General features: G+C 61.0%; 19 protein-coding genes. 10 read left to right on the top strand and 9 right to left on the bottom strand.

Features of this window, described 5'->3' with window-relative positions; translation table 11 throughout:
* Window positions 1–65: 65 nt before the first annotated feature.
* From RWJ89_RS01760 to RWJ89_RS01745, 4 genes are read right to left on the bottom strand one after another with little or no spacing between them, the layout of a single operon-like run.
* A complete protein-coding gene (locus RWJ89_RS01760; RefSeq protein ID WP_316030465.1) occupies window positions 66–1256 on the bottom strand; it encodes a Xaa-Pro peptidase family protein in 1191 nt (396 codons plus the stop codon).
* A gap of 32 nt (window positions 1257–1288) precedes the next feature.
* Window positions 1289–1702, bottom strand: a complete 414-nt coding sequence (locus RWJ89_RS01755; protein ID WP_168281056.1) for a cupin domain-containing protein — start codon at window positions 1700–1702, stop codon at window positions 1289–1291.
* A gap of 25 nt (window positions 1703–1727) precedes the next feature.
* On the bottom strand, window positions 1728–2570 hold the full coding sequence (locus RWJ89_RS01750) for a phosphoenolpyruvate hydrolase family protein (protein WP_168281059.1): 843 nt from the start codon (window positions 2568–2570) through the stop codon (window positions 1728–1730).
* 11 nt (window positions 2571–2581) lie between these two features.
* The gene (locus RWJ89_RS01745; RefSeq protein WP_168281061.1) at window positions 2582–3778 is read right to left on the bottom strand and encodes a Tm-1-like ATP-binding domain-containing protein; all 1197 of its coding nucleotides are present in this window, start codon (window positions 3776–3778) and stop codon (window positions 2582–2584) included.
* 99 nt (window positions 3779–3877) lie between these two features.
* On the opposite strand from RWJ89_RS01745, the gene RWJ89_RS01740 reads away from it, so the two are divergent.
* The 7 genes from RWJ89_RS01740 to RWJ89_RS01710 all read left to right on the top strand — a co-directional run bounded on the left by RWJ89_RS01740 (window position 3878) and on the right by RWJ89_RS01710 (window position 10588).
* Window positions 3878–4516 carry a TetR/AcrR family transcriptional regulator gene (locus RWJ89_RS01740; protein ID WP_168281063.1) on the top strand — a complete coding sequence of 213 codons (639 nt, stop codon included), beginning with the start codon at window positions 3878–3880 and terminating at the stop codon, window positions 4514–4516.
* A 355-nt stretch (window positions 4517–4871) separates the two neighbouring features.
* The gene (locus RWJ89_RS01735; protein ID WP_168281073.1) at window positions 4872–6182 is read left to right on the top strand and encodes an ABC transporter substrate-binding protein; all 1311 of its coding nucleotides are present in this window, start codon (window positions 4872–4874) and stop codon (window positions 6180–6182) included.
* A 157-nt stretch (window positions 6183–6339) separates the two neighbouring features.
* Window positions 6340–7245 (top strand): carbohydrate ABC transporter permease, encoded by a 906-nt coding sequence (locus tag RWJ89_RS01730; RefSeq protein WP_017956807.1) that lies wholly within the window; start codon window positions 6340–6342, stop codon window positions 7243–7245.
* Window position 7246: 1 nt separating this feature from the next.
* Window positions 7247–8206, top strand: coding sequence for a carbohydrate ABC transporter permease (locus tag RWJ89_RS01725; protein ID WP_168281075.1), 960 nt, complete (start codon window positions 7247–7249; stop codon window positions 8204–8206).
* Entirely contained in the window at window positions 8203–8406 is a 204-nt protein-coding gene (locus tag RWJ89_RS01720) for a hypothetical protein (RefSeq protein WP_168281077.1), read from the top strand. The genes RWJ89_RS01725 and RWJ89_RS01720 overlap by 4 nt, the downstream gene beginning before the upstream one ends.
* Window positions 8403–9512 carry an ABC transporter ATP-binding protein gene (locus tag RWJ89_RS01715; RefSeq protein ID WP_316030464.1) on the top strand — a complete coding sequence of 370 codons (1110 nt, stop codon included), beginning with the start codon at window positions 8403–8405 and terminating at the stop codon, window positions 9510–9512. The genes RWJ89_RS01720 and RWJ89_RS01715 overlap by 4 nt, the downstream gene beginning before the upstream one ends.
* Window positions 9512–10588, top strand: coding sequence for an ABC transporter ATP-binding protein (locus RWJ89_RS01710; protein WP_316030463.1), 1077 nt, complete (start codon window positions 9512–9514; stop codon window positions 10586–10588). The genes RWJ89_RS01715 and RWJ89_RS01710 overlap by 1 nt, the downstream gene beginning before the upstream one ends.
* Window positions 10589–10667: 79 nt before the next feature.
* Here the strand turns inward: RWJ89_RS01710 and RWJ89_RS01705 are convergent, their stop codons facing one another.
* The 4 genes from RWJ89_RS01705 to RWJ89_RS01690 are packed head-to-tail and all read right to left on the bottom strand — an operon-like array spanning window position 10668 to window position 14475.
* Window positions 10668–11642 (bottom strand): hydroxyacid dehydrogenase, encoded by a 975-nt coding sequence (locus RWJ89_RS01705; protein WP_168281082.1) that lies wholly within the window; start codon window positions 11640–11642, stop codon window positions 10668–10670.
* 21 nt (window positions 11643–11663) lie between these two features.
* Window positions 11664–12356, bottom strand: a complete 693-nt coding sequence (locus tag RWJ89_RS01700; RefSeq protein ID WP_026264551.1) for a FadR/GntR family transcriptional regulator — start codon at window positions 12354–12356, stop codon at window positions 11664–11666.
* A 2-nt stretch (window positions 12357–12358) separates the two neighbouring features.
* A complete protein-coding gene (locus RWJ89_RS01695; protein ID WP_316030462.1) occupies window positions 12359–13528 on the bottom strand; it encodes a mandelate racemase/muconate lactonizing enzyme family protein in 1170 nt (389 codons plus the stop codon).
* A 59-nt stretch (window positions 13529–13587) separates the two neighbouring features.
* Window positions 13588–14475, bottom strand: a complete 888-nt coding sequence (locus RWJ89_RS01690) for a sugar phosphate isomerase/epimerase family protein (RefSeq protein WP_316030461.1) — start codon at window positions 14473–14475, stop codon at window positions 13588–13590.
* A gap of 344 nt (window positions 14476–14819) precedes the next feature.
* Here RWJ89_RS01690 and RWJ89_RS01685 point away from each other — a divergent pair, with 344 nt between their 5' ends.
* The 3 genes from RWJ89_RS01685 (at window position 14820) to RWJ89_RS01675 (ending at window position 18364) form a co-directional block, all read left to right on the top strand.
* Window positions 14820–15671: a sugar phosphate isomerase/epimerase family protein gene (locus tag RWJ89_RS01685; protein WP_316030460.1), complete on the top strand. Its 852-nt coding sequence runs from the start codon at window positions 14820–14822 to the stop codon at window positions 15669–15671.
* Between the two features lie 599 nt (window positions 15672–16270).
* Window positions 16271–17671: a selenium-binding protein SBP56-related protein gene (locus RWJ89_RS01680; protein ID WP_316028235.1), complete on the top strand. Its 1401-nt coding sequence runs from the start codon at window positions 16271–16273 to the stop codon at window positions 17669–17671.
* Window positions 17672–17695: 24 nt separating this feature from the next.
* On the top strand, window positions 17696–18364 hold the full coding sequence (locus tag RWJ89_RS01675) for a hypothetical protein (protein WP_221946496.1): 669 nt from the start codon (window positions 17696–17698) through the stop codon (window positions 18362–18364).
* A gap of 235 nt (window positions 18365–18599) precedes the next feature.
* Here RWJ89_RS01675 and RWJ89_RS01670 read toward each other — a convergent pair whose 3' ends face one another.
* On the bottom strand, window positions 18600–20306 hold the full coding sequence (locus RWJ89_RS01670) for an adenylate/guanylate cyclase domain-containing protein (protein WP_222060814.1): 1707 nt from the start codon (window positions 20304–20306) through the stop codon (window positions 18600–18602).
* Window positions 20307–20545: the final 239 nt, after the last annotated feature.

Here is a 20545-nt window from a genome sequence, read left to right as displayed (position 1 = left end):
GGTACCAAGGAACAAAGGCCCGGCAGGTGACATCTGCCGGGCCTTCTTTGCGGTTGGGCCTGCAATCACGCTCCGCCGCGGTTCCAGCCGCGGCCACGGTCGCCGAACATTTCATAGCCGCCATCGATGATGGCAAGCGTATCCTCCAACTTGATGAATCCGCGCTTTGGGTGAAGCATCGTCGTCTCGACCGAGATCACGCTCCCGGTTTCCAGCGGCTTGTCGGCATCGATGCCATCATAGGTGACAGGGTGGTTCGTCATGAGGAATGGCGCTTCGTGGGCGATGAGGCCCATGCCATGGCAGAAAAAGTCGGTGAAGGCCGCCGACGGCGAGGCCTTGAGCTCGGCCTCCGCTGCCACGATCATCTCCCTGCCCGCAGCCCCTGCCCTGACCTTGGCGAAGGCCGCTTGCTGGATGCATTCGACTTCGGCCAGAAGGTCTTCCAACTCCGCATCCGGCTCGCCGAGCACACCCATGCGGCAGAGGTCACCGATATATCCGTGATAGTTGCCGCCGGAATCGATCGACAGGATCTCGCCCTCGGCCCAGGCCTGCGGTGAGCCCGCGCGATTGTGGCTGGAGCCGAGCGTCAGCAGGCAATATTCGAAGTGCAGGCCGCGGTTCGTTTCCTCCCGGCGCAGCTGCTCGATGATCTCCATCTTGGTCGAGCCGGCGCGGGCCGCCGCGATCGTCGCCAGCATCGAGTCGGTGATCAGTTCGGAAGCACGTCTCAGCTTGGCCAGTTCATCCGGCGTCTTGACGGCCCTCAGCCGCTCCAACACATGCGTGGCATCGACAAATCGAGCGCCATCCAGCCGAGAGGCAAACAGGTCGCGGGCGTCGGATGGCAGGAAGGCCGGCTCGATGCCGATGCGCCCACCGGCCTTGCCGATCTTCTTCAGGTGCTCGACGGCGAGCCCTGCGGCATCCTGCGTGCCCCAGCTCGCCGTATGCACGGCGGACGTCCAGAATGGATTGTTCTGGTGCTCTGCGCCCTCCATGCGGTTCCCCACATAGGCGGAGTGATCAGGCGCGCCTTTCTCATAAATCACCATCGGCAGGTAGCGGCTATGCCCGATCGCATCCATGGCGGCGAAGAAGATGAACTTATAGCCGCCCATGAGATATTGCGTGTTGTGTTTGGAGGTGGCGACGATGACGTCGATACCGACTTCCTCCATGAGACGGTCGAGCTTGGCCGTATCGAACGGCGTCACGGCGGCCTGCCTTGTTTGCCCTGCATTGTCGTTCATCGTCTTTCCTCCCAGAAAATGGATGCGCCGCCTCAGAAGCCCTGCGGCAGCAGGCGGAAGTCCGGTAAATCGCGAAGCGCAAGCTCCGGCCCGGCCGGTGAGTAGACCACGAAAAGGAGCATCTTCCCGCCGCCAGTGTTCTTCGTCGAATGAAAGCGACTTTCCGGAATATAGATCGTGCAGCCGCTGGCGACCTTCTGCGTGATCGGATTACCATTCTCGTCCTCGACCATCTGCTCGCCTTCGCCGGAAATCACAAATATGATTTCTTCCGCGCCAGGGTGATTGTGGCGGGAATGGCCCTCGCCGCTTGGCAGCTCGACGACGCCACCGGAAAAGCGGCTGGCACCGTTGACCTCGGGCGCCACAGTCAGCGACAGCTTGCCCCAATCGAAACCGAAGGCGCTCACATCCTCAGGATAGATGAAGTACTTGTTCTTTACCATGAAACGGCCTCCTCCATGCCCTTCCTCAGACGACCGCGCCGATGGCGAGCGCCTTGAAATCTTCCGTCTGCTTGCGGATTGCCGCCTCTGCCGGCAGACGCTCCATCGAGCTTGCGCCATAAAAGCCGTGGCAGCCAGGGCAACGCTCGAGAATGTAGCGCGCATCCGCCGGCATTGAGATCGGGCCGCCGTGGCAGAGCACGATGACGTTGTCACGCACCGAACGTGCCGCCTTGGCGATCGCAGCGATCTCGTCGACGCAGTCATCGAGGGACTTGCCGGATGTGGCGCCGATCGTGCCGCCGGTCGTCACTCCCATATGCGCCACGACGATGTCGGCGCCGGCGGTCGTCATGGCGATAGCCTCGCTCTCGTTGAAGACATAGGGCGTCGTCAGCAGGTCGAGCCCGTGGGCGGTGGCGATCATCTCGACCTCCAGATTGTAGCTCATGCCTGTCTCCTCGAAACTCTGCCGCATCCGCCCGTCGAAGAGGCCTATTGTGGGGAAGTTCTGTACGCCGGAAAAGCCCATTGCCTTGAGGTCGGCGAGGAAGCGCGGCATCAGCACAAAGGGGTCCGTGCCATTGACACCGGCAAGCACCGGCGTTTTTTTCACGACCGGCAACACCTCAAGCGCCATGTCCTTGACGATCTCGTTGGCATTGCCATAGGCGAGCAGTCCGGCCGCCGAACCGCGGCCCGCCATGCGGTATCGCCCGGAATTGTAGATAATGATGAGGTCGATACCGCCTGCCTCCTCGGCCTTGGCGGAGATGCCGGTGCCGGCACCGCCGCCGACGATCGGCACGCCGGCTGCGATCATGCCGTGAAATTTTTCGAGGATGGTGCTGCGCGGTATGACTGGCATCGATTTGTCTCTCAGGGGTTGGCGATGTCACGATAGGCCGCGACGGCGGCCTCGGCGAAATCTGGATCGTTGATATGGAGCGGCAGGCGAATAATACACCGCGACGCCGTCGGCTTTACCGTCGCCTCGAGCGCGGCGAAAAGCGCGGCGTCGGCTTGCGGATCGAAGAACGGACCGTCTTCGATGTCGAGGGCCGAAACGCCCTTTTCGGGAATGAGAAGGCGTACGGGGCCGTGGCAGAGATTGAGCTTGTCGCCGATCCAGCGGCCGATCTGCGCGCATTCGGCCGACGTCGTGCGCATCAAGGTGACGTTCGGGTTGTGCCGGTAAAACAGCCGGCCGGTATAACGCTCCGGGACAGTCTCCGGCGCCCAGAAGTTCACCATATCGAGCGCACCGACCGAGCCGACATAGGGCAGGCCTTTGCGAGCAATGGCGCCGAAACGGTCCGAGGTGGCGGGCAAGACGCCGCCAAACAGCAGGTCGCAGACCTCGGTCGTCGTGATGTCGAGCACGCCAGAGATGAGTTCGCTGTCGGCAAGCTTCTCCATCGCCCGCCCGCCCGTGCCTGTCGCGTGGAAGACCAGGCAGTCATAGTCCGCTCGGAGGCGCTCGACCATGGCGGACACGGCAGGTGTCGTAACGCCGAACATGGTAAGCCCGAGGGCTGGTTTGGATGCAGTCACCTCAGCCGGCCGGCGGGCCATGGCGGTGATCGCCTGGGCGGCGTTGTGAAGGATGACGCGGCTCAGCCGGTTCAGGCCTGCCATATCCGTGACCGAGGGCATCATTACGATGTCTGAAACATCGATATAGGGAGCCACATCGCCGGATGCGAGCGTCGAGACCATGATCTTTGGCAGACCGAGCGGCAATTGGCGCATGCCTGCGGTAATGATCGAAGTGCCCCCGCCTCCACCGATACCGATGACGCCAGCGATGTCCTGGCGCTCCATGAGGAAGCGCGCGAAGGCAATGCCCATCGCCTCGACCGCCGTTCCGCGGTCGCCGCTGGCAAGAACGGCTCCAGCCCCGTCCGGATGGCTCGCCGCCACTGCGTCGGCCCTCACATCGACGGAGGTTTGAGGCTCGCGGATGCCGACGTCGACACGGACGACAGCCCCGCCCGCCGCTTCGATGCAGGCGGCCAGATAAGCAAGCTCCTCGCCCTTCGTGTCGGCCGTGCCGACCACGTAGATCTGCTTCATTTCCCCTCCGAGACCGGTTGGGTTTCCTCCCAGCATATCCCACGTCCGGGCAAAGCGATGGGCCCTTGCAAATTTGTGAGACGCGCGTATCATAAAGATATGGATGTCTCACGTCAACAGAACGAAACAGCCAGGACCGAGCGAGGCCCGCGTGCCCGTACGCGAAAACTGATGCTTGAAACGGCAACGCGGCTCATGCAGTCCGGCATCACTCCGTCGGTAAGTGAAGTCGCCGAGGCTGCCGAAGTCTCGCGCGCGACGGCCTACCGTTACTTTCCGAGCCAGGCCGCGCTCGTGCATGCCGTGGTGGATGAGGCTCTGGGACCGATACTCAGCTGGTCGTCGGACAGTCCGGATGCACGCATCCGCGTTGCCGACCTCTTGGCGACCGCAATGCCGCGCATCGATGAGTTCGAAGCCACCTTCAAGGCGGCGCTGAAACTTTCGCTGGACCAGTGGGCGCAGCGCCAGGCCGGCACGCTCGGCAACGAGCCGCTGTTCACGCGCGGCCACCGGGTCGACCTGCTCAAGTGCGTGACGGCCCCCCTGCAGGGCACCGTGCCGCCCGAATCCCGGGAACGCCTTGCACAGGCGCTTTCGCTTGTCTTCGGCGTCGAGGTGCTGATCGTGTTGAAGGATATCTGGGGCCTGACCTCCGAAAGCGCGCAGTCTGTTGCCGAGTGGGCCGCCAGGGCGCTTGTTGATACGGCGTTACGGCAGGCGGAGAGCAAAGCATGACGTGGGGAACCTTCAAATTAACCCAACAATTGGTTGGACCAGATGAAGCAAATGTGGTCGGGATTGGCGAGCAGGAACGTGAGTTTGCCTGACAGGACCGCATGAGCGGAGCCGCAATTGTGGGAAGGTATCCAGAAGTCTGGAAGATGAACCTTTGCTAAATGCTCTCCGAGGCTCACTCTTGACGATAATGGCGTTTGGTACTACCAGATTAGGGAATAATATTCAGGCTTGAGATCTGAAACGCGCCAGGGTCGGGGAGGACCCCAGCACGAAAATCACCCAGGAGGATCGGGAAGCCGGATCGGGAGGCCCGCGATGACGCGGGAAGCGTGCATAAATGGGAGGAAATGTTATGCGCAAAACTATGACCGGTCTCTTTGCCGGTGTCGGATTGATGTGGGCCTGCGGAACATCCGCACAGGCCCAGGAACTGACGATTTTCTGGGCCGAATGGGACCCGGCAAATTACCTTCAGGAACTGGCGAACGAATATGAGGCTGAAACCGGCGTCAAGGTCACGGTCGAGACCACACCGTGGGCCGACTTCCAGACCAAGGCATTCACCGAGTTCAACGCCAAGGGTTCAGCCTATGACATGGTCGTCGGCGACAGTCAGTGGATCGGGGCGGCGTCAGAAGCCGGCCATTACGTCGATCTGACCGACTTCTTCACCAAGCACAATCTGACCCAGGTGATGGCTCCGGCAACGGTGAAATACTACGCCGAATATCCGTCGAACTCGAAAAAGTATTGGTCAGTTCCGGCCGAAGGCGACGCCGTCGGCTGGTCCTACCGCAAGGACTGGTTCGAAGATCCCAAGGAGATGGAGGCGTTCAAGGCCAAATACGGCTACGACCTCGCCCCGCCGAAGACATGGGCCGAGATGCGCGACATCGCCGAGTTCTTCCACCGTCCCGACCAGAAGCGCTACGGAATCGCCATCTACACCGACAATTCTTATGACGGTCTCGTCATGGGTGTCGAGAACGCGATCTTCTCCTTTGGAGGCGAACTCGGCGACTACCAGAGCTACAAGGTCGACGGCATCATCAACTCTGACAAGAACGTCAAGGCGCTCGAATTGTATCGCGAGCTCTACGGCTTTACGCCTCCGGGCTGGGCCAAGTCCTTCTTCGTCGAGAACAACCAGGCGATCACCGAGAACCTGGCGGCGATGAGCATGAACTACTTCGCCTTCTTCCCGGCCCTGGTGAACGAGGCGTCCAACCCGAACGCCAAGGTTACCGGCTTCTTTGCCAATCCGGCGGGGCCGAACGGCGAGCAATTCGCAGCGCTCGGCGGCCAAGGCATATCGGTCGTCTCCTACTCAAAAAACCAGGAAGAAGCGATGAAATTCCTCGAATGGTTCATCAAGGACGAGACCCAGAAGCGCTGGGCCGAACTCGGTGGCTACACGGCAAGCGCCAAGGTGCTTGAATCGCCGGAATTTCAGAACGCGACACCTTATAACAAGGCCTTCTACGAGACCATGTTCAAGGTGAAGGACTTCTGGGCAACGCCTGAATATGCCGAACTGCTGATCCAGATGAACCAGCGCATCTACCCCTTCGTCACCGCCGGGCAAGGCACGGCGAAGGAAGTGCTCGACTCTCTGGCAGCGGACTGGAACGCGACGTTCAAGAAATACGGACGCAATAAATAGCAAACGCGATCAGCGGAGGGGCTCCGTCGCCCCTCCGTTTGCATTCTGCATCTCGCGCCCAAAGGCGCGGTTCGAGAGGGCGCGGCGCCCGGAATTCACTTCGCGCATCGTGATGCCTTTTCCGGCATCCGGCGCCGACTCTCGGAGGAGGAGAGGATTGGCAACCGCAGTCATGACATCGCTGGACACGAAATCGCGTGCCGCATCCCGCGGCATGAGCGACATCCGCATTCGCAATCTCTTCATTATCCCGACGATCCTGTTTCTGATCATCTTCAACATCTTTCCGCTGATCTATTCGCTCGGCTATTCCTTCACGGATTTTCGCGCCTCGACGAACGCGCCGGCCAACTTTGTCGGCCTGCAGAACTATCGCGAATTGCTGAACGATCCTTTCATCTGGTCGAATTTCGCCATCACCGCGAAATATGTGATCGTCTCTGTGACGGGGCAGGTGATCGTCGGCTTCGGCACCGCGATGCTGCTCAACCGTGACATTCCGCTGAAGGGTCTTCTGACGACGCTGCTGCTGCTGCCGATGATGCTGTCGATGGCCGTCGTCGGCCTCTTCTGGAAGCTGCTCTACGACCCGTCCTTCGGCATCATCAACTACGCGCTCGGCCTCGGCTCCTTCGAGTGGCTGTCGAATCCGGACATGGCGCTCTATGCGGTCGCAATCACGGACATCTGGATGTGGTCGCCCTTCGTGATGCTGCTGTCGCTTGCCGGCCTTTCGGCCGTGCCAAAGCATCTTTACGAGGCAGCGGCGATCGACCGGGCGGGACCGTTCTATACCTTCTTCCGCATCACGCTGCCGCTGGTGGCGCCGATCCTGATGATCGCAATCATCTTCCGTACGATGGAGGCCTTCAAGACCTTCGACCTCGCCTACATCCTGACCAGCCAACCGACGACCGAGGTGATCTCCATCCGGCTCTACAAGATGGCCTTCCAGGAATGGCAGACGGGGCGCTCCTGCGCACTCGCCTACATCGTGCTCATCATGGTTCTTGCGATCACCAACATCTACGTCAAGTACCTCAACAAAGTGAAGGAGCGCTGAGATGGCTGCCGTCCAAACCCGCTCCGAACGCGCGCTGAACCGGGTGGCGATCGCCGCCGTATTGGTCATCACGTTGATCTTCCTGGCGCCGATCTACTGGATCACCTCGACGGCCTTCAAGCCGCGCAATCTCGCTACCACCATTCCACCGACGGTGCTCTTCGAGCCGGAACTCTCGCCCTTCGTGAAGCTCTTCACCAAGCGCTCGCAACTGCGTGGGGCGCCAACTGCTGAAGAATATGCCGCCGCCCCCTGGTGGGAGCGGATGGTGTTCGACGGCGGCGAGAAGATCGTCCGGTCCGGGCGCGGCGAGGTGCAGCCCTCCGGCTATCCGAACCGCTTTATGAACTCGCTGATCGTCGCCATCACGTCCACGGTGCTGGCCGTCGGCATGGGAACCTTCACTGCCTACGGCTTCTCGCGCTTCAAAGTGAAGGGGGAGGCAGACCTTCTCTTCTTCATCCTGTCGACGCGCATGCTGCCGCCTGTCGTCGTGGCGATCCCGATGTTCCTCATGTACCGCGTCGTCGGCCTCAACGACACGCATTGGGGCCTCATCATCCTCTACACTGCCTTCAACCTTTCCTTCTCCGTTTGGCTGATGAAGGGCTTTATCGACGAGATCCCGAAGGAATACGAGGAGGCCGCACTCGTCGACGGCTATACGCGGATGGAGGCCTTTTTCAAGATCGTCATCCCGGAAGCGGCCACCGGCATCGCCGCGACTGCGGTCTTCTGCTTCATCACGGCCTGGAACGAATATGCCTTTGCGCTGATCATGACGAACCGGCGCGCGCAAACGGCTCCACCCTTCATTCCGAGCCAGGTCGGCTCAGGCCTGCCGGACTGGACGGTAATCGCCTCCGGCACGTTCCTGTTCCTGCTACCGGTCGCCATCTTCACCTTCCTGCTCAGGAACCATCTCCTGCGCGGCATGAGCTTCGGAGCGATCCGCAAATGACCTTCCGCGCCTTCAACCAGAAATATCTCGAACCCGCTTCACAGTATCTGATGATCCTCGGCATCGTCGCGCTCTGCCAGCCCTGGAACCTGTTTCTGCACCGCTACGGCATGACGATGACGCTCGTCGGACTGATCGCCTTCATGGTGGCGACCAAAATCCCCCGCGACGCGCAACCAGACGAAGGCAACCATTCATGACGCAGATCGAACTTCGCGGGATTCAGAAATATTTCGGTGCCGTCCAGGTCATCAAGGACCTTAATCTCGCCATCGCCGACAATGAATTCATCGTGCTGCTTGGACAATCGGGCTGCGGAAAGACGACGACATTGCGCGCCGTCGCGGGGCTGGAGACGATCGACGAAGGCGACATTCTGATCGACGGGCAGCCGGTGCAGCATATCAAGGCATCCGACAGAGATATCGCCATGGTATTCCAATCCTTCTCGCTCTATCCGCACATGACGGTCTACGAGAACATCGCCTTCCCGCTCCGCGCCACCCGGATGAGCCGTGCCGATGTCGATGCGTCGGTCCGCGAGATCGCCGCTGTGCTGCGCATCACCGGTCTGCTGGCCCGCAAGCCGTCGGCGCTGTCAGGCGGCGACATGCAGCGGGTCGCGATCGGCCGCGCGCTGGTGCGACGGCCAAAGGCCATGCTGATGGATGAGCCGATCGGTGCGCTCGACGCGAAGCTGCGCGAGGAGATGCGGGCGGAAATCAAGCGCCTGCATATCAAGCAGGGTTCAACCACCATCTACGTGACGCATGACCAGGTGGAGGCCATGTCGCTCGCCGACCGCATCGTCATCATGCACGAGGGCATCCTCCAGCAGATCGGCACGCCGGAAGAGGTTTACGCGCAACCCGCCAACACGTTCGTCGCTCAGTTCGTCGGAAGCCCGGTCATGAACATGGCGCCGGCGATCATCAGCGCAACGGGCAGCCATACCAGCGTGCAGGTCGGCGACGGGACGACGGGCTTTGAATTCCCCGCCGTGCTGGCGAACCGCCTCTCCGACGCAAGGGCCGAGAACGGCAAGCTGACACTCGGGGTCCGGCCCGAGGGCGTGCTTGTTTCACGGGAGGCTCGCGATGGCTTCATGCCGGTCGAAGCGCATATCATCGAGCCTCTCGGCTCGCACGACATCGTGGACCTGAAGGTTGGTCACCAGATGATCAGGGCACGCACAAAGAGCGGTTTCGTGCCTGGTCCCGGCGAAGCCGTCTGGGCACGCATCGACCCCGCCCAGGCACATTTCTTCAACACCGCGACCGGCTCGTCGCTGGGGATCCGACTCTGATGGCGCATATCGAACTCAAGGGCATCACCAAGACCTTCGGCAGCCACACGGCGCTGAAAAACTTGAACATCGACATTGCTGACGGCGAGTTCTTCGTGCTGCTCGGGCAGACCGGCGCCGGCAAGACGACGACGCTGCGCCTGATCGCCGGTCTCGAGAAGCCGACCGCTGGCCAGATCTTCATCGACGGGCAGGACGTCGCCGACTGGGGTGCCGCCGAGCGCGATGTGGCCCTGGTGCTCCAGCAATACTCGCTTTACCCGCGCTATACGGTGCGGGAGAACCTGGAATTTCCATTGAAATCCCGTATCCGCCGCGTTGAGCCCGGAGAAATCAAAGAGCGCGTCGACCGCGTTGCGAAGACCCTGCGCATCGAGCATCTGCTCGACCGCAAGACGGACCGGCTGTCGGGAGGCGAGATGCAGCGCGTATCGATCGGCCGGGCCATCGTGCGCAAGCCGCGGGTCTTCCTGATGGACGAACCCCTTTCGGCGCTCGACGCCAAGCTTCGCGAAGCACTTCGCACCGAGCTGAAAAACCTGCAGATGAACCTCGGCGCGACCTTCCTCTTCGTCACTCACGACCAGATAGAGGCCATGTCGATGGGCGACAAGATCGGTGTCCTGAACAATGGTCAACTGGTGCAGACGGGTACGCCGCAGGAGATCTACCAAAACCCGGTCAACACCTTCGTCGCGCGCGCGGTCGGTTCGCCGCCGATGAACCTGATTGCCGGCACGCTTGCCGACGGCGAGGCAGTGGCCAGCGAGGGCTACCGGCTGCCCCTCGGCAACGGACACGGGATCGCGACAGATGGTCGCCCGCTCACCTTCGGCATCCGTCCCGAGGACATTTTTCTCGATAGTGGCGCGCCCGGCGAAGCACGGGTCCACGACGTGGAAAACCATGGTGTCGAAAAGATCGTGACGCTGCGCACCGGCGAGAAGTTCATCCACGCGACCGTGCCGACACAGACGGCGCTTCGGATCGAGGATGAGGTTCGCTTTTCATGGAATCCGGAAAAGGTCGTGCTGTTTGACGCCGGAAGCGGTGTCAGCCTGCGGCACGCGGGCTGACCTCAACTGTCCGAAAGATGCCAGCGGTCTCGGCGGCACGGCAGGGGCAGCCAGCGTTTCAAGTTGTCGCGACGGGGCGCTATGCGGGAAAGCGCCGGCGGTAGTGTTCTACCACTTCGGGATTGCGCAAATTAACGGGCAAGTCGCCCTTGATGACGCGCAGGGCTTCGCTCGCCGCGCCTGTTCCCATGCGCATCATGCTCTCTTCGGTCAGACCAGCCAGATGCGGCGTGACGATGACGTTGTCAAAGCCGAAATAGGGATGATCGAGCGGCAGCGGCTGCGTTGCGAAGACGTCGAGCGCGGCTCCGCCGATGCGGCCATCTCGTAGCGCATCGATCAACGCCGCGTCATCGATCACCGGGCCGCGAGAGACGTTGACCAGAATGGCCGCGGGCTTCATGCGCCCGATGCGACCGGCATTGAGCAAGCCGGTCGTCTCCGGCGTCAGCGGGCAGCAGAGCACCACGATGTCGGCCGTGGCAACAAGCTCATCGATCGCCAGGAAACGCACGCCGTCCGGCACGTTTTCCGGCGACCGGCTCGTGGCGACCACCTCCAGACCGAAGCCGAACTTCGCGATCTTGAAAATCGCCTTGCCGACATTGCCCATACCGACGATGCCCATGGTGCGACCGGCGAGGTCGACGGCCGTGTCCGATTGGGCGCGGCCCACCGCCCAGCCGTTCTGACGCAGTTCGCGGTCCATCAGCCGGAAGCGCCGAAGCAGGGCCATTGTCACGAGGAAGACGTGCTCGGCGACAGTCGAAGCATTGGCGCCCGGGACGTTGGCGACAAGCACGCCGGCGCGGGTTGCCGCATCCATCGGCACCATGTCGAGCCCGGCGCCATGGCGGATCGCCGCGCGAAGCGCCGGCGCATCCTCGAAGAAGGCCGGCGGGATCGGCGCGCGTACGACGACGATGCCCGCGCCGCGGCCTTCTCTAAGCAACGTTTCGGGATCGGGCGCGGAAGCGACGCGCAGATCACCCGCAGCCTCAAGCATGGACCTGGCCGCGGGGTGCAGGGGATGTGTGGAAAAGATGAAGCTCATCGGCCCTCCCGCCGGTTGCGCCTATTCGGCTGCCGTAGCTGGACCGCCGATGAGACCCTTCCAATAGCTTTCCGCACCTTGAAGATGCGCGCTCATCAGCGCCTGGGCAAGATTGCCGTCTCGGGCAAGCAACGCCTCGTAGATGCGGATATGTTCCTCATGCGAGCGCCGGCTGCGGGCGGGATCGGCAAAATAGATCGGCAGACGGTGCTCGCCCATGACGTAATAGACGCTGCACACCCGATGGAAGACGCTATTCTTGGTGGCCCGGACGATCTCCAAATGGAAATCCCGGTCCTCACGCGCCAGCCCCTCGCCGGCGGCAAGCTTCGCCTCCGACGCGGCGAGGATATCGCGCAAGTGCTGGTAATTCTCCTCCGTCGCCCGGTCGCAGGCGAGCTCCGCGGCCTTGATCTCATGGATCTTGCGAAGCTCCACGGTCTCGTAGATCAGGATGGGATCAAGCGGCACGCCGGCGCGGGCAAAAAGCGCCATTGCCTCCACGCTCGCCTCTGTGGTCGTCAGATAGATCCCCGACTTGGCCCGGCGCTCGACGATGCGCATTGCCTCCAGAATGGCCAGTGCCTCTCGAACCTGGCCCCGGCTGACGCCGAAATGCTCCGCAAGCTCTCGCTCCGAAGGCGTACGGCCGTTGCCGCTCGAGTTCGAGAAAAGATGGGCCGCGAGATCGGAGAGGAGGGAGTTTTCTTTCATCGTCACTGTCTTTGCGCGTAAGTCTCCAGGACCCGCTGATTGATCGTGAAGCCCAGGCCAGGCCGGTCCGGGATCTCTATCATACCGTCCTTCACCGACACAGTGTCCTCGACAAGATCATGGATCATCGGATTTGCGCCAAGCGAATATTCGATGATGAAGCTTGCCGGGGAAGCCGCGCACAAGTGCAGGCCGGAAAAGAAGCAGGGCGCACCGGCCCAAAGATGCGGCGCGAAACGGAGATTAAAGGCGCTGGCGAGCGAACTGATGCGCATCGCCTCGGTAATGCCGCCGCAGAAGGCGGGATCCGGCTGGAATATGTCGGCGGCCCGAAGCATGGCAAGATCTCGGAAGGCAAAACGCGTCGCCTCGCTCTCGCCGGCAGCGATCGGCACGTTCCCAGCCGCGCGCACCTCCGCCATGCCCGGCTTGTCATCCGCTATCACCGGCTCCTCGAACCAGGCGAGGTCGCAATCGGCAACCATCTGGATGAAGCGCTTGGCATCGGCAACAGTATACGTCCCGTGCGCATCGACCATCAGGTCGACGTTGGGCCCGACCGCTTTGCGAGCCGCCCGCACGCGCGATGCCGAGACATGCGGCGCACGATCCATCGCGCCGACACGCATCTTGACTGACTTGAAGCCGCCGGCCGCGATATAGGACCGGAGTTGATCACCGATCCGCTCAGCACTCTCCCAACCACCCGAGGCATAGGCGGGCAACCTGTCGGCCTTACGGCCACCCAGCAGCTTCCAGACCGGGACGCCGAGCGACTTGCCGAGAATGTCCCAGAGCGCTATGTCGACCGCGCTGATCGCCGCGACGGAAAGGCCGCGCCGCGCGATCTCGGGCATGGCGTGGCCCGAACGCGCCGCCGTCTCGTGGCGTACGCCGTTGTAAAGCATCTCCCATATGGTGGAGATGTCGGCAGGATCGCGGCCGATGAGCTTCGGCCCCACCTCGTGGTTGATCATGTGGACCAGCGTGCCGTAGGTGCCCGCACTGCCCGCGGCATTCTTACCCTCTCCCCAGCCCACGATGCCGTCGTCCGTTTCGATCCGCAGGATAGCGCTATCGAAGGTCGTCAGTCGGCCGAAGTCGCTGCGGTGTTGGCGGCTGGCCTCGATGGGAATTTTGATCCACCAGGCCTCTACGGTCTTGATGCGCATGTCTCGGATCCCCTGCCCCTCACGGCCCGCGAGCCGCATGGCATATGTCTTTCCGTTCGTTACTTGATCAGCGGCAGGATCGTCTCGGCAGTGATCCGCATCTGATCGTCGTAGAACTTCTCAGTGAGAAGGCTCGAGCCGTGATCCTGGATGAATTTCAGCTGCTCCGGGGGTATGTCGACAGGGTTTCTCTCGACCATGTCCGGATATTTGGCGGCCGGCGTCCGGTCGACCGGAGCGACGAATTCGTTGGTGACGGCGCCGTCGTAACCAATCTCCTTCAGCGTGCCGATGATCTTTGGCCAGTCGAGATGGCCGAGGCCGGCGGCAAAACGATTGTTATCGGCGACGTGGAAATCGAACAGGCGCTTTCCAGCGAGCCGGATCGCTTCATACATGTCTTCCTCCTCGATGTTCAGGTGGAAGGCATCCAGGCACACCCCGCATACGGGGCTGACGGCATCGGCGAGCGCCAGCGCTTGGGCGGCACGGTTGAAGAAATAGGTCTCGAAACGGTTGAGCGGCTCGACGGCAATGCGCACACCCCTCTTCTGCGCATGGGCAAAACACTCCTTGGTAGCGTCCACCACCCATGTCCACTCTTCCTCCTCGGTCCCATCCGGCACCACCTTGCCGACGGTGGCCGGCACCAGGGTGACGATCTCGCCATCGAGTTCGCTGACCATGGTGATGACGCTCTTGACATAGTCCACCGACCTGGCGCGCTGGCCTTCATCCCTGGCAGCAAGATTGCGCTCGCCGAGCGTCAGCGTAACGGCGCCCCAGCAGCGGATGCCATGCTCCTTCAGCAGCGCACGCGTCTCGTTGACGTCGTACTGTGCCGGTTCGCCGGATATCTCGATGCTCTCGTAGCCATATTTCTTGATGCGCTTCAGCGTGACGGCGAGCGGTTCCGCCCGCATCCAGTTGTGTGTGGAAAGATGCATGAGGTTCCTCCTAGGCTGTTGCGGCCACGCTCGACAGCCGCTTGGCATCGAAACGTCACCTTATCGCTGGCCAATCCCGTTGCTGCTACAATCTGGTTTGGCCAATTCTTGTTGTCTGAAAGATCTAACCCAATTCCAGAGCCTCTGCAAGACGGCCTTGAAACACCAATACATCTGGCGCATTCGGCTGTTTATTACGACATTTCACCACTTACGCACGGAATCCTAGCTCCAAGCGGCGAGCACCGCAGCTTGACCTGATGCGCAAATTTGGTATGACCAGATCTGAGGATGTTGATCGGCTTAAGCCGCCGCGCAATGGCCGCAAGGCGAAGGGGGGAGAGATGAAGATCGGGATGTGCATGTTCCTCTGGACGACAGCTGTCGGCAGCAAACACGAGGCATTGTTGCGCGATATCAAGGCCACGGGGTTTGATGGTGTCGAGATCCCGATCTTTTCGGGCGCACCCGACGACTACCGGCGGCTGGGGGCCTTGCTCGACCGGATCGGCCTAGAACGGACCGCCGTTTCCGCCATGGGCGACCCGCAGATGAACCTGATCGCCCCCGACGCCGCGACCCGCAAGCGCGGCATCGACTTCGTGAAATGGGCAATCGACTGCAGCGATGCGCTTGGGGCGACGATGCTGAGCGGGCCGCTGCATTCGACGCTCGGCAAATTTTCCGGAAGCGGGCCGAGCGCGGCGGAACTCAAGCGCTCGGTTTCCTCGCAACGCGCGATCGGCGATCATGCAGCAAAGCACGGCGTCACGATCGGACTTGAGGCGCTCAACCGCTTCGAATGTTATCTGTTCAACACGATGGACGACCTTGCGACCCATATCGACGCGGTCGGACATCCGAATATCCGCGCCATGTACGACACCTTCCACAGCAATATTGAAGAGGCCGATCCCATCGGCGCCTTCACGCGAAACAGTGACCGCATCGTGCATGTCCACATTTCTGAGAACGACCGCGGCGTACCAGGGCGTGGCAACATTCCCTGGGCCGAGACGTTCAAGGCACTTCGCGCGAGCGGCTACGACGGGTGGCTGACAATCGAGGCCTTCGGTCGGGCGCTCAAGGAACTCGCCGCCGCGACAAAGGTCTGGCGCGACTTTTCCGAGACACCTGAAGCGGTCTATCGCGAAGGCTACCGCCATATCCGCGATGGATGGCACGCGGCGGCATGAATACCAACCGATTCTCGCCGCGGTCGATAAGGGAACCCGCCGCCTGAACGCTGCACTGGCAGGCCACGCCTTACGCCTGAGCAATCACTTCTGCCTGCTCTCATTGAGCACCAGGTTCCCTTGCATATCGGAGGGATTTCCGAAGGCGTCCACTCAGGAGACATCCCCTCAGGAGATCAGGGACATCGGCGGGCGAAGCGCCGCCGCCACATACTTCCGAGCGTCATTGACCGACAGGACCTAGCGGCCAGTCACCTCGATGATCTCGCCACCCTTGTGTGCGCATGTTGGCAATGCTGAATTCGCCGGCCGCTCAATGTTGGGATAACAGTATCACTCGTAACGATGGCTTCGCACGGCCGCCGGGCATCGATTTTTTGAAGCCAACCAAGCTCCTCGTAGAATCTGTAGTCCATGTCATTGATTCCTCTTCCGGTGCAAATCGAGATTGTAGTTCTCTAGAATCCGTGAGATTCTTCAAAGTCGGATGAAAATAGCGTGCGAACAACAAAGCGTCTCGACGTTTTCGGCGGGCGTCCAAACGCAGGTCGTGCCCTGATTGTCTGACGGGCTGCTTAACCCGCCAAGGGAGGACGACGATGACTGTACGGCCAGACCGGACTTTCCACGCGACTGCCAAGCTCGCAATGCAGGCGCCAGTCGAAAATTTTGCGTACACTTTGATGTTGAGTCCCGACTTCTCTCGGCCTGATGGATTAGCAATAGTTGACGTAGACCCGAAGTCAAAGGACTACGGCAAGGTCGTCCATAGCGTGATAATGCCAAACAAGGGCGACGAGTTTCACCACTTCGGCTGGAACGCGTGCTCTTCGGCCCTTTCGCCGCTGAACGGTCACCCGTTTCTCGAGCGCCGGTTTCTGATCATTCCCGGTATTCGATCTTCGCGCATCTACGTAATAGACACCAAGGGCGGACCGACCAAAGCCAAAATCCACAAGGTCATCGAGCCAGAAGAAGTGTTTGCCAAGACGGGCTATTCTAGGCCTCATACGATTCACTGCGGTCCGGAAGGTATTTATGTCTCGACGCTTGGGGGCGGTGGCCCTGAGGGCACCGACGGACCTCCCGGCATCTTTGTCATGGATTGCGAGACGTTCGATGTCATCGGGCGCTATGAGATCGATCGTGGGCCACAGGACAAGCAGTATGATTTCTGGTGGAACCTGCCACGCGACTACATGGTATCGAGCGAGTGGGCACTTCCGCCGCAGTTCGAGAAGGGCATCATCCCGGAAGATCTCCTGTCGAACAAATATGGACACCGGGTGCATTTCTGGGATTTGCGCGAACGCAGGAACGTGCAGACCATTGATCTGGGAGCCAATCACCAGATGGCACTGGAAGTCCGCCCCGCCCATGACCCGGTAAAAGAATACGGTTTCCTTGGAGTGGTCGTTGACACGACAAACCTTGAGGGATCGATCTGGACATGGTGGCGCGAGGACGGCAAATTTCATTGCGAAAAGACGGCGACTATCCCGCCCGAGGCAGCCGCGAAAGATGACCTTCCCCCGCTTTTGCAGGGCTTCGAGGCGGTCCCGCCGCTGGTAACCGACATAGACCTATCGCTCGATGACCGCTTCCTCTACGTATCCTGCTGGGGGACCGGTGAGATGCGCCAATATGACGTCACCGATCCTATGAAGCCTAAGCTTGCAGGGTCCGTCCATATTGGCGGCATCACGCGCAAGACCAAGCATCCCGGCGGCGGCGACTACAGGGGCGGACCGCAGATGGTCGAGATCAGCCGCGACGGCAAACGCGTTTACTGGACCAACTCCCTGTATTCGACCTGGGATGACCAATTCTATCCCGATGGCATCCCGGCAGCCATGGTCAAGGGCAGTGTCGGCGAGAACGGTGGGATCACCCTGGACAAGGACTTTTTTGTCAAGTTCCCCGAGGGGTATCGCTCGCACCAGATTCGTTTGGAAGGCGGCGATTGCTCAACGGATTCATTTTGCTATCCATCGGTGTAACGGACTGCTCGGATCAATGAAGCGATGAGCGAGTGGACGACTGCCGGGTCTCTCTGGTTGGCCGTCATCGCCAGCGGCATTTATCATGGCGTCAACCCCGGCATGGGCTGGCCGTTGGCCGTCTCGGCCGGACTGTTGGACAGACGTGCCAGCGAATTGTTCCGGGCGCTCGGCCTTTTGGCAATGGGCCACTTTGTGGCGATGATTGGCATCCTGCTGCCCTTCGGCGCGATGCTGACGCTAATTGTCTGGGAACGACAGATCCGCATCGCAGCCGGGTTGATCGTGATCGCAGCCGGAATCTATCTCTTGATCAACCGGCGCCACCCGCGTGTTCTTGCCCGTATCCCGCCGGCGCAACTGGCGTTGTGGTCCTTCGCGGCTGCCACCGCGCATGGCGCCGGGCTGATGCTGGTGCCGATTTATCTAGGCCTATGCTTGGCCGCGCAACCGGATGTCGGACACCGAGCGGCTGCCACGCTCATGACCGGTAATCTGATCACCGCCACCGCCGTCTCCGTGGTCCACGCGGCCGCTATGATTGTAAGTGGCGGCGTTATCGCCATTGCCGTCTATCGATGGCTCGGACCCAAGTTCATCTCACAAAGCTGGTTCAATCTCGATATCGTGTGGGCCGCGAGCCTGATCCTGGTGGGGGGAATTGGGATCGCGAGCCTCGGATTCGCTCAGTAGGCCTGAGGCCCTCGATGGTAACGACAACCTTACGGTATGATGAATTCGCGGCTACGGGCTCGTCGCCACCATGATGCAAGCGGTCCAGCGGAAAAATCATGCGAGACTCGGGCTGGTTGACGCGTTTTGTGGAGCGTCTGACGAAGCTTGGCACTGCGATCCAGACCACCGTTCTCGCGCAGCGCATATCCGTTGATAAAGTCCTCGAACGCGTCGCGATTGTTCCCACCCGCTGTCACATCTCCGGCAGGCCGGCCTTTCGAAAGCCGTCGACAAAGTGATCTCGTACAGATGCATCGCGCAGCGGCTGGGAGCTGAGCCAGTGGCCGATCGTGAAATGAGGGTGGGCGATCAGGAACAATTCTGCTTCTCGCCGCGCCTCCTCAAGGTGGCCCAACTGCGCAAGCGTAGCAGCCAGGAATTTGCGTGAGTTGGTACGATACGTGTCTTCCCTGCGGAGTGTCGCGGCTGCCGCCTCATAGTCACGCGCGGCGTACTGCGCCTGCCCAAGATGACAAAGATACCAGCAGGTTGGATGGGGATTGAGCCGCAGAGCTTTTTCGATTTGCGCTAGTCCGTCGGCAACCCTGCCGTCCAGCACGGACATGTCCGACATGGCGGCCCAGGTGTCGGCGTGGTTGGGGTCCAGCTCCAGGGCCTTGGCGAAGGCGGCCTCCGATTCCTCCCATCGCCGCTCATAAGCCAAAATGGTCCCCAGAACGTAACGGCAGCCGGCATCGTTGGGATCTAGGTCGACCGCCTTCTGCGCGAACGTCACCGCCATCCGACGGTTAGGATCTTCGGGCTCGCCGAAATGAGTCCAGGCAAGCCAACGGTTATAGGCGAGCAGACCGAGCGCCTCGGCATATGATGGCTCGAGCTTGACCGCGCGTTGGAGCAGCATATAGGCCTCACGTTCAGTTTGCGGCGACTCTTCCGTCAGGAGGCGCGCGCGCACACACAGATCGTACGCCTCAAGGTTCTTCGGCCGATTGCGCTGCTTCGGGATGGTCAACCGGCCGACGAGGGCTTCAACAATCTTGGCGTTAACTTCATCCTGTAATTCGAAAACATCTTCCACCGTCCTGTCAAACCGGTCGGCCCACAAGTGCTGGCCGCCAAGCGCGTCGATCAATTGGGCATTGATGCGGACACGGCCCATTGTGCGTCTGGCGCTCCCCTCTAGGACGTAGCGGACGCCGAGTTCCTGGGCGACCAGCCGCACGTCGACCGGCTTGCCCTTGTAGCAATACACGGAATTGCGCGCGATGACGAACAGGCCAGCCGTACGGGAAAGGTCGGTGATCAGGTCTTCGGTCAAGCCGTCGACGAAAGGCGCGTCCGCTTCATCCCCACTCATATTCGTGAACGGCAATACAGCGATCGAGGGACATTCGGGCAGCGGCAATGTGCTCTGCAGCGCATCCGGCCAATGCCACACGCGGACCGGGCGAGTCAGGTTCTTTAGGTAGCGTTCGCCTGCATCAAAGAACCGGTCGCCGATCTTGCCGACGATCTCGCCGTGAACTTTGGCTGAAATGCATATACCTCCCGGTGCGGCCTGCGTCTCCAGTCGCGCCGCGACATTGACGCCGTCGCCGAGGATGTCTGAACCGTCGTCAATGACATCTCCCAGATTGACGCCTATACGCAAAAGCAGGCGCCGTTCTCCGGAAGCCTCAACAGCAGTGGTGGCCCGTTGCATTTCCAATGCTGCTGCGACCGCGTCGACCGCGCTACCAAATTCGATTAAGAATCCGTCGCCCATGACCTTGAAGATGCGACCCTTGTGGCGCTTTACAGCCGGCTCGATAACGCCAGAACGGAGTTCCCTGAGGTTCGCCAGCGTTGCGACTTCATCAGCCTCCATCAGGCGTGTATAACCCACCACATCGGCAACGACGATGGCGGCAAGGCGACGCTGAATAGATTGGTCCGTCATGTGAGGACAAGCCTAATGACAAAATTAGCAAGTTATTGTTCAACCGCAGGTAAGTCAACAAATCGTAAGAGGTAATATCCAGGCGATCTCCACCTCCATCGAGCCGTAATCCTTCTTTGTGACCGACGGCGTCGAGGTGGACGACACGGAAATGAGTATCCACGAAAAGCGGACGGTTCTTGAACGTCTGGTGATGGGCGGGACGGTCCGGTCGCTGCTGCCTGCACCGCCCGCGGAGC

Source organism: Rhizobium sp. 10PS4, assembly GCF_032464805.1.
Lineage (GTDB): Bacteria > Pseudomonadota > Alphaproteobacteria > Rhizobiales > Rhizobiaceae > Rhizobium > Rhizobium laguerreae.
This window is presented reverse-complemented; position numbering and strand designations above follow the sequence as displayed.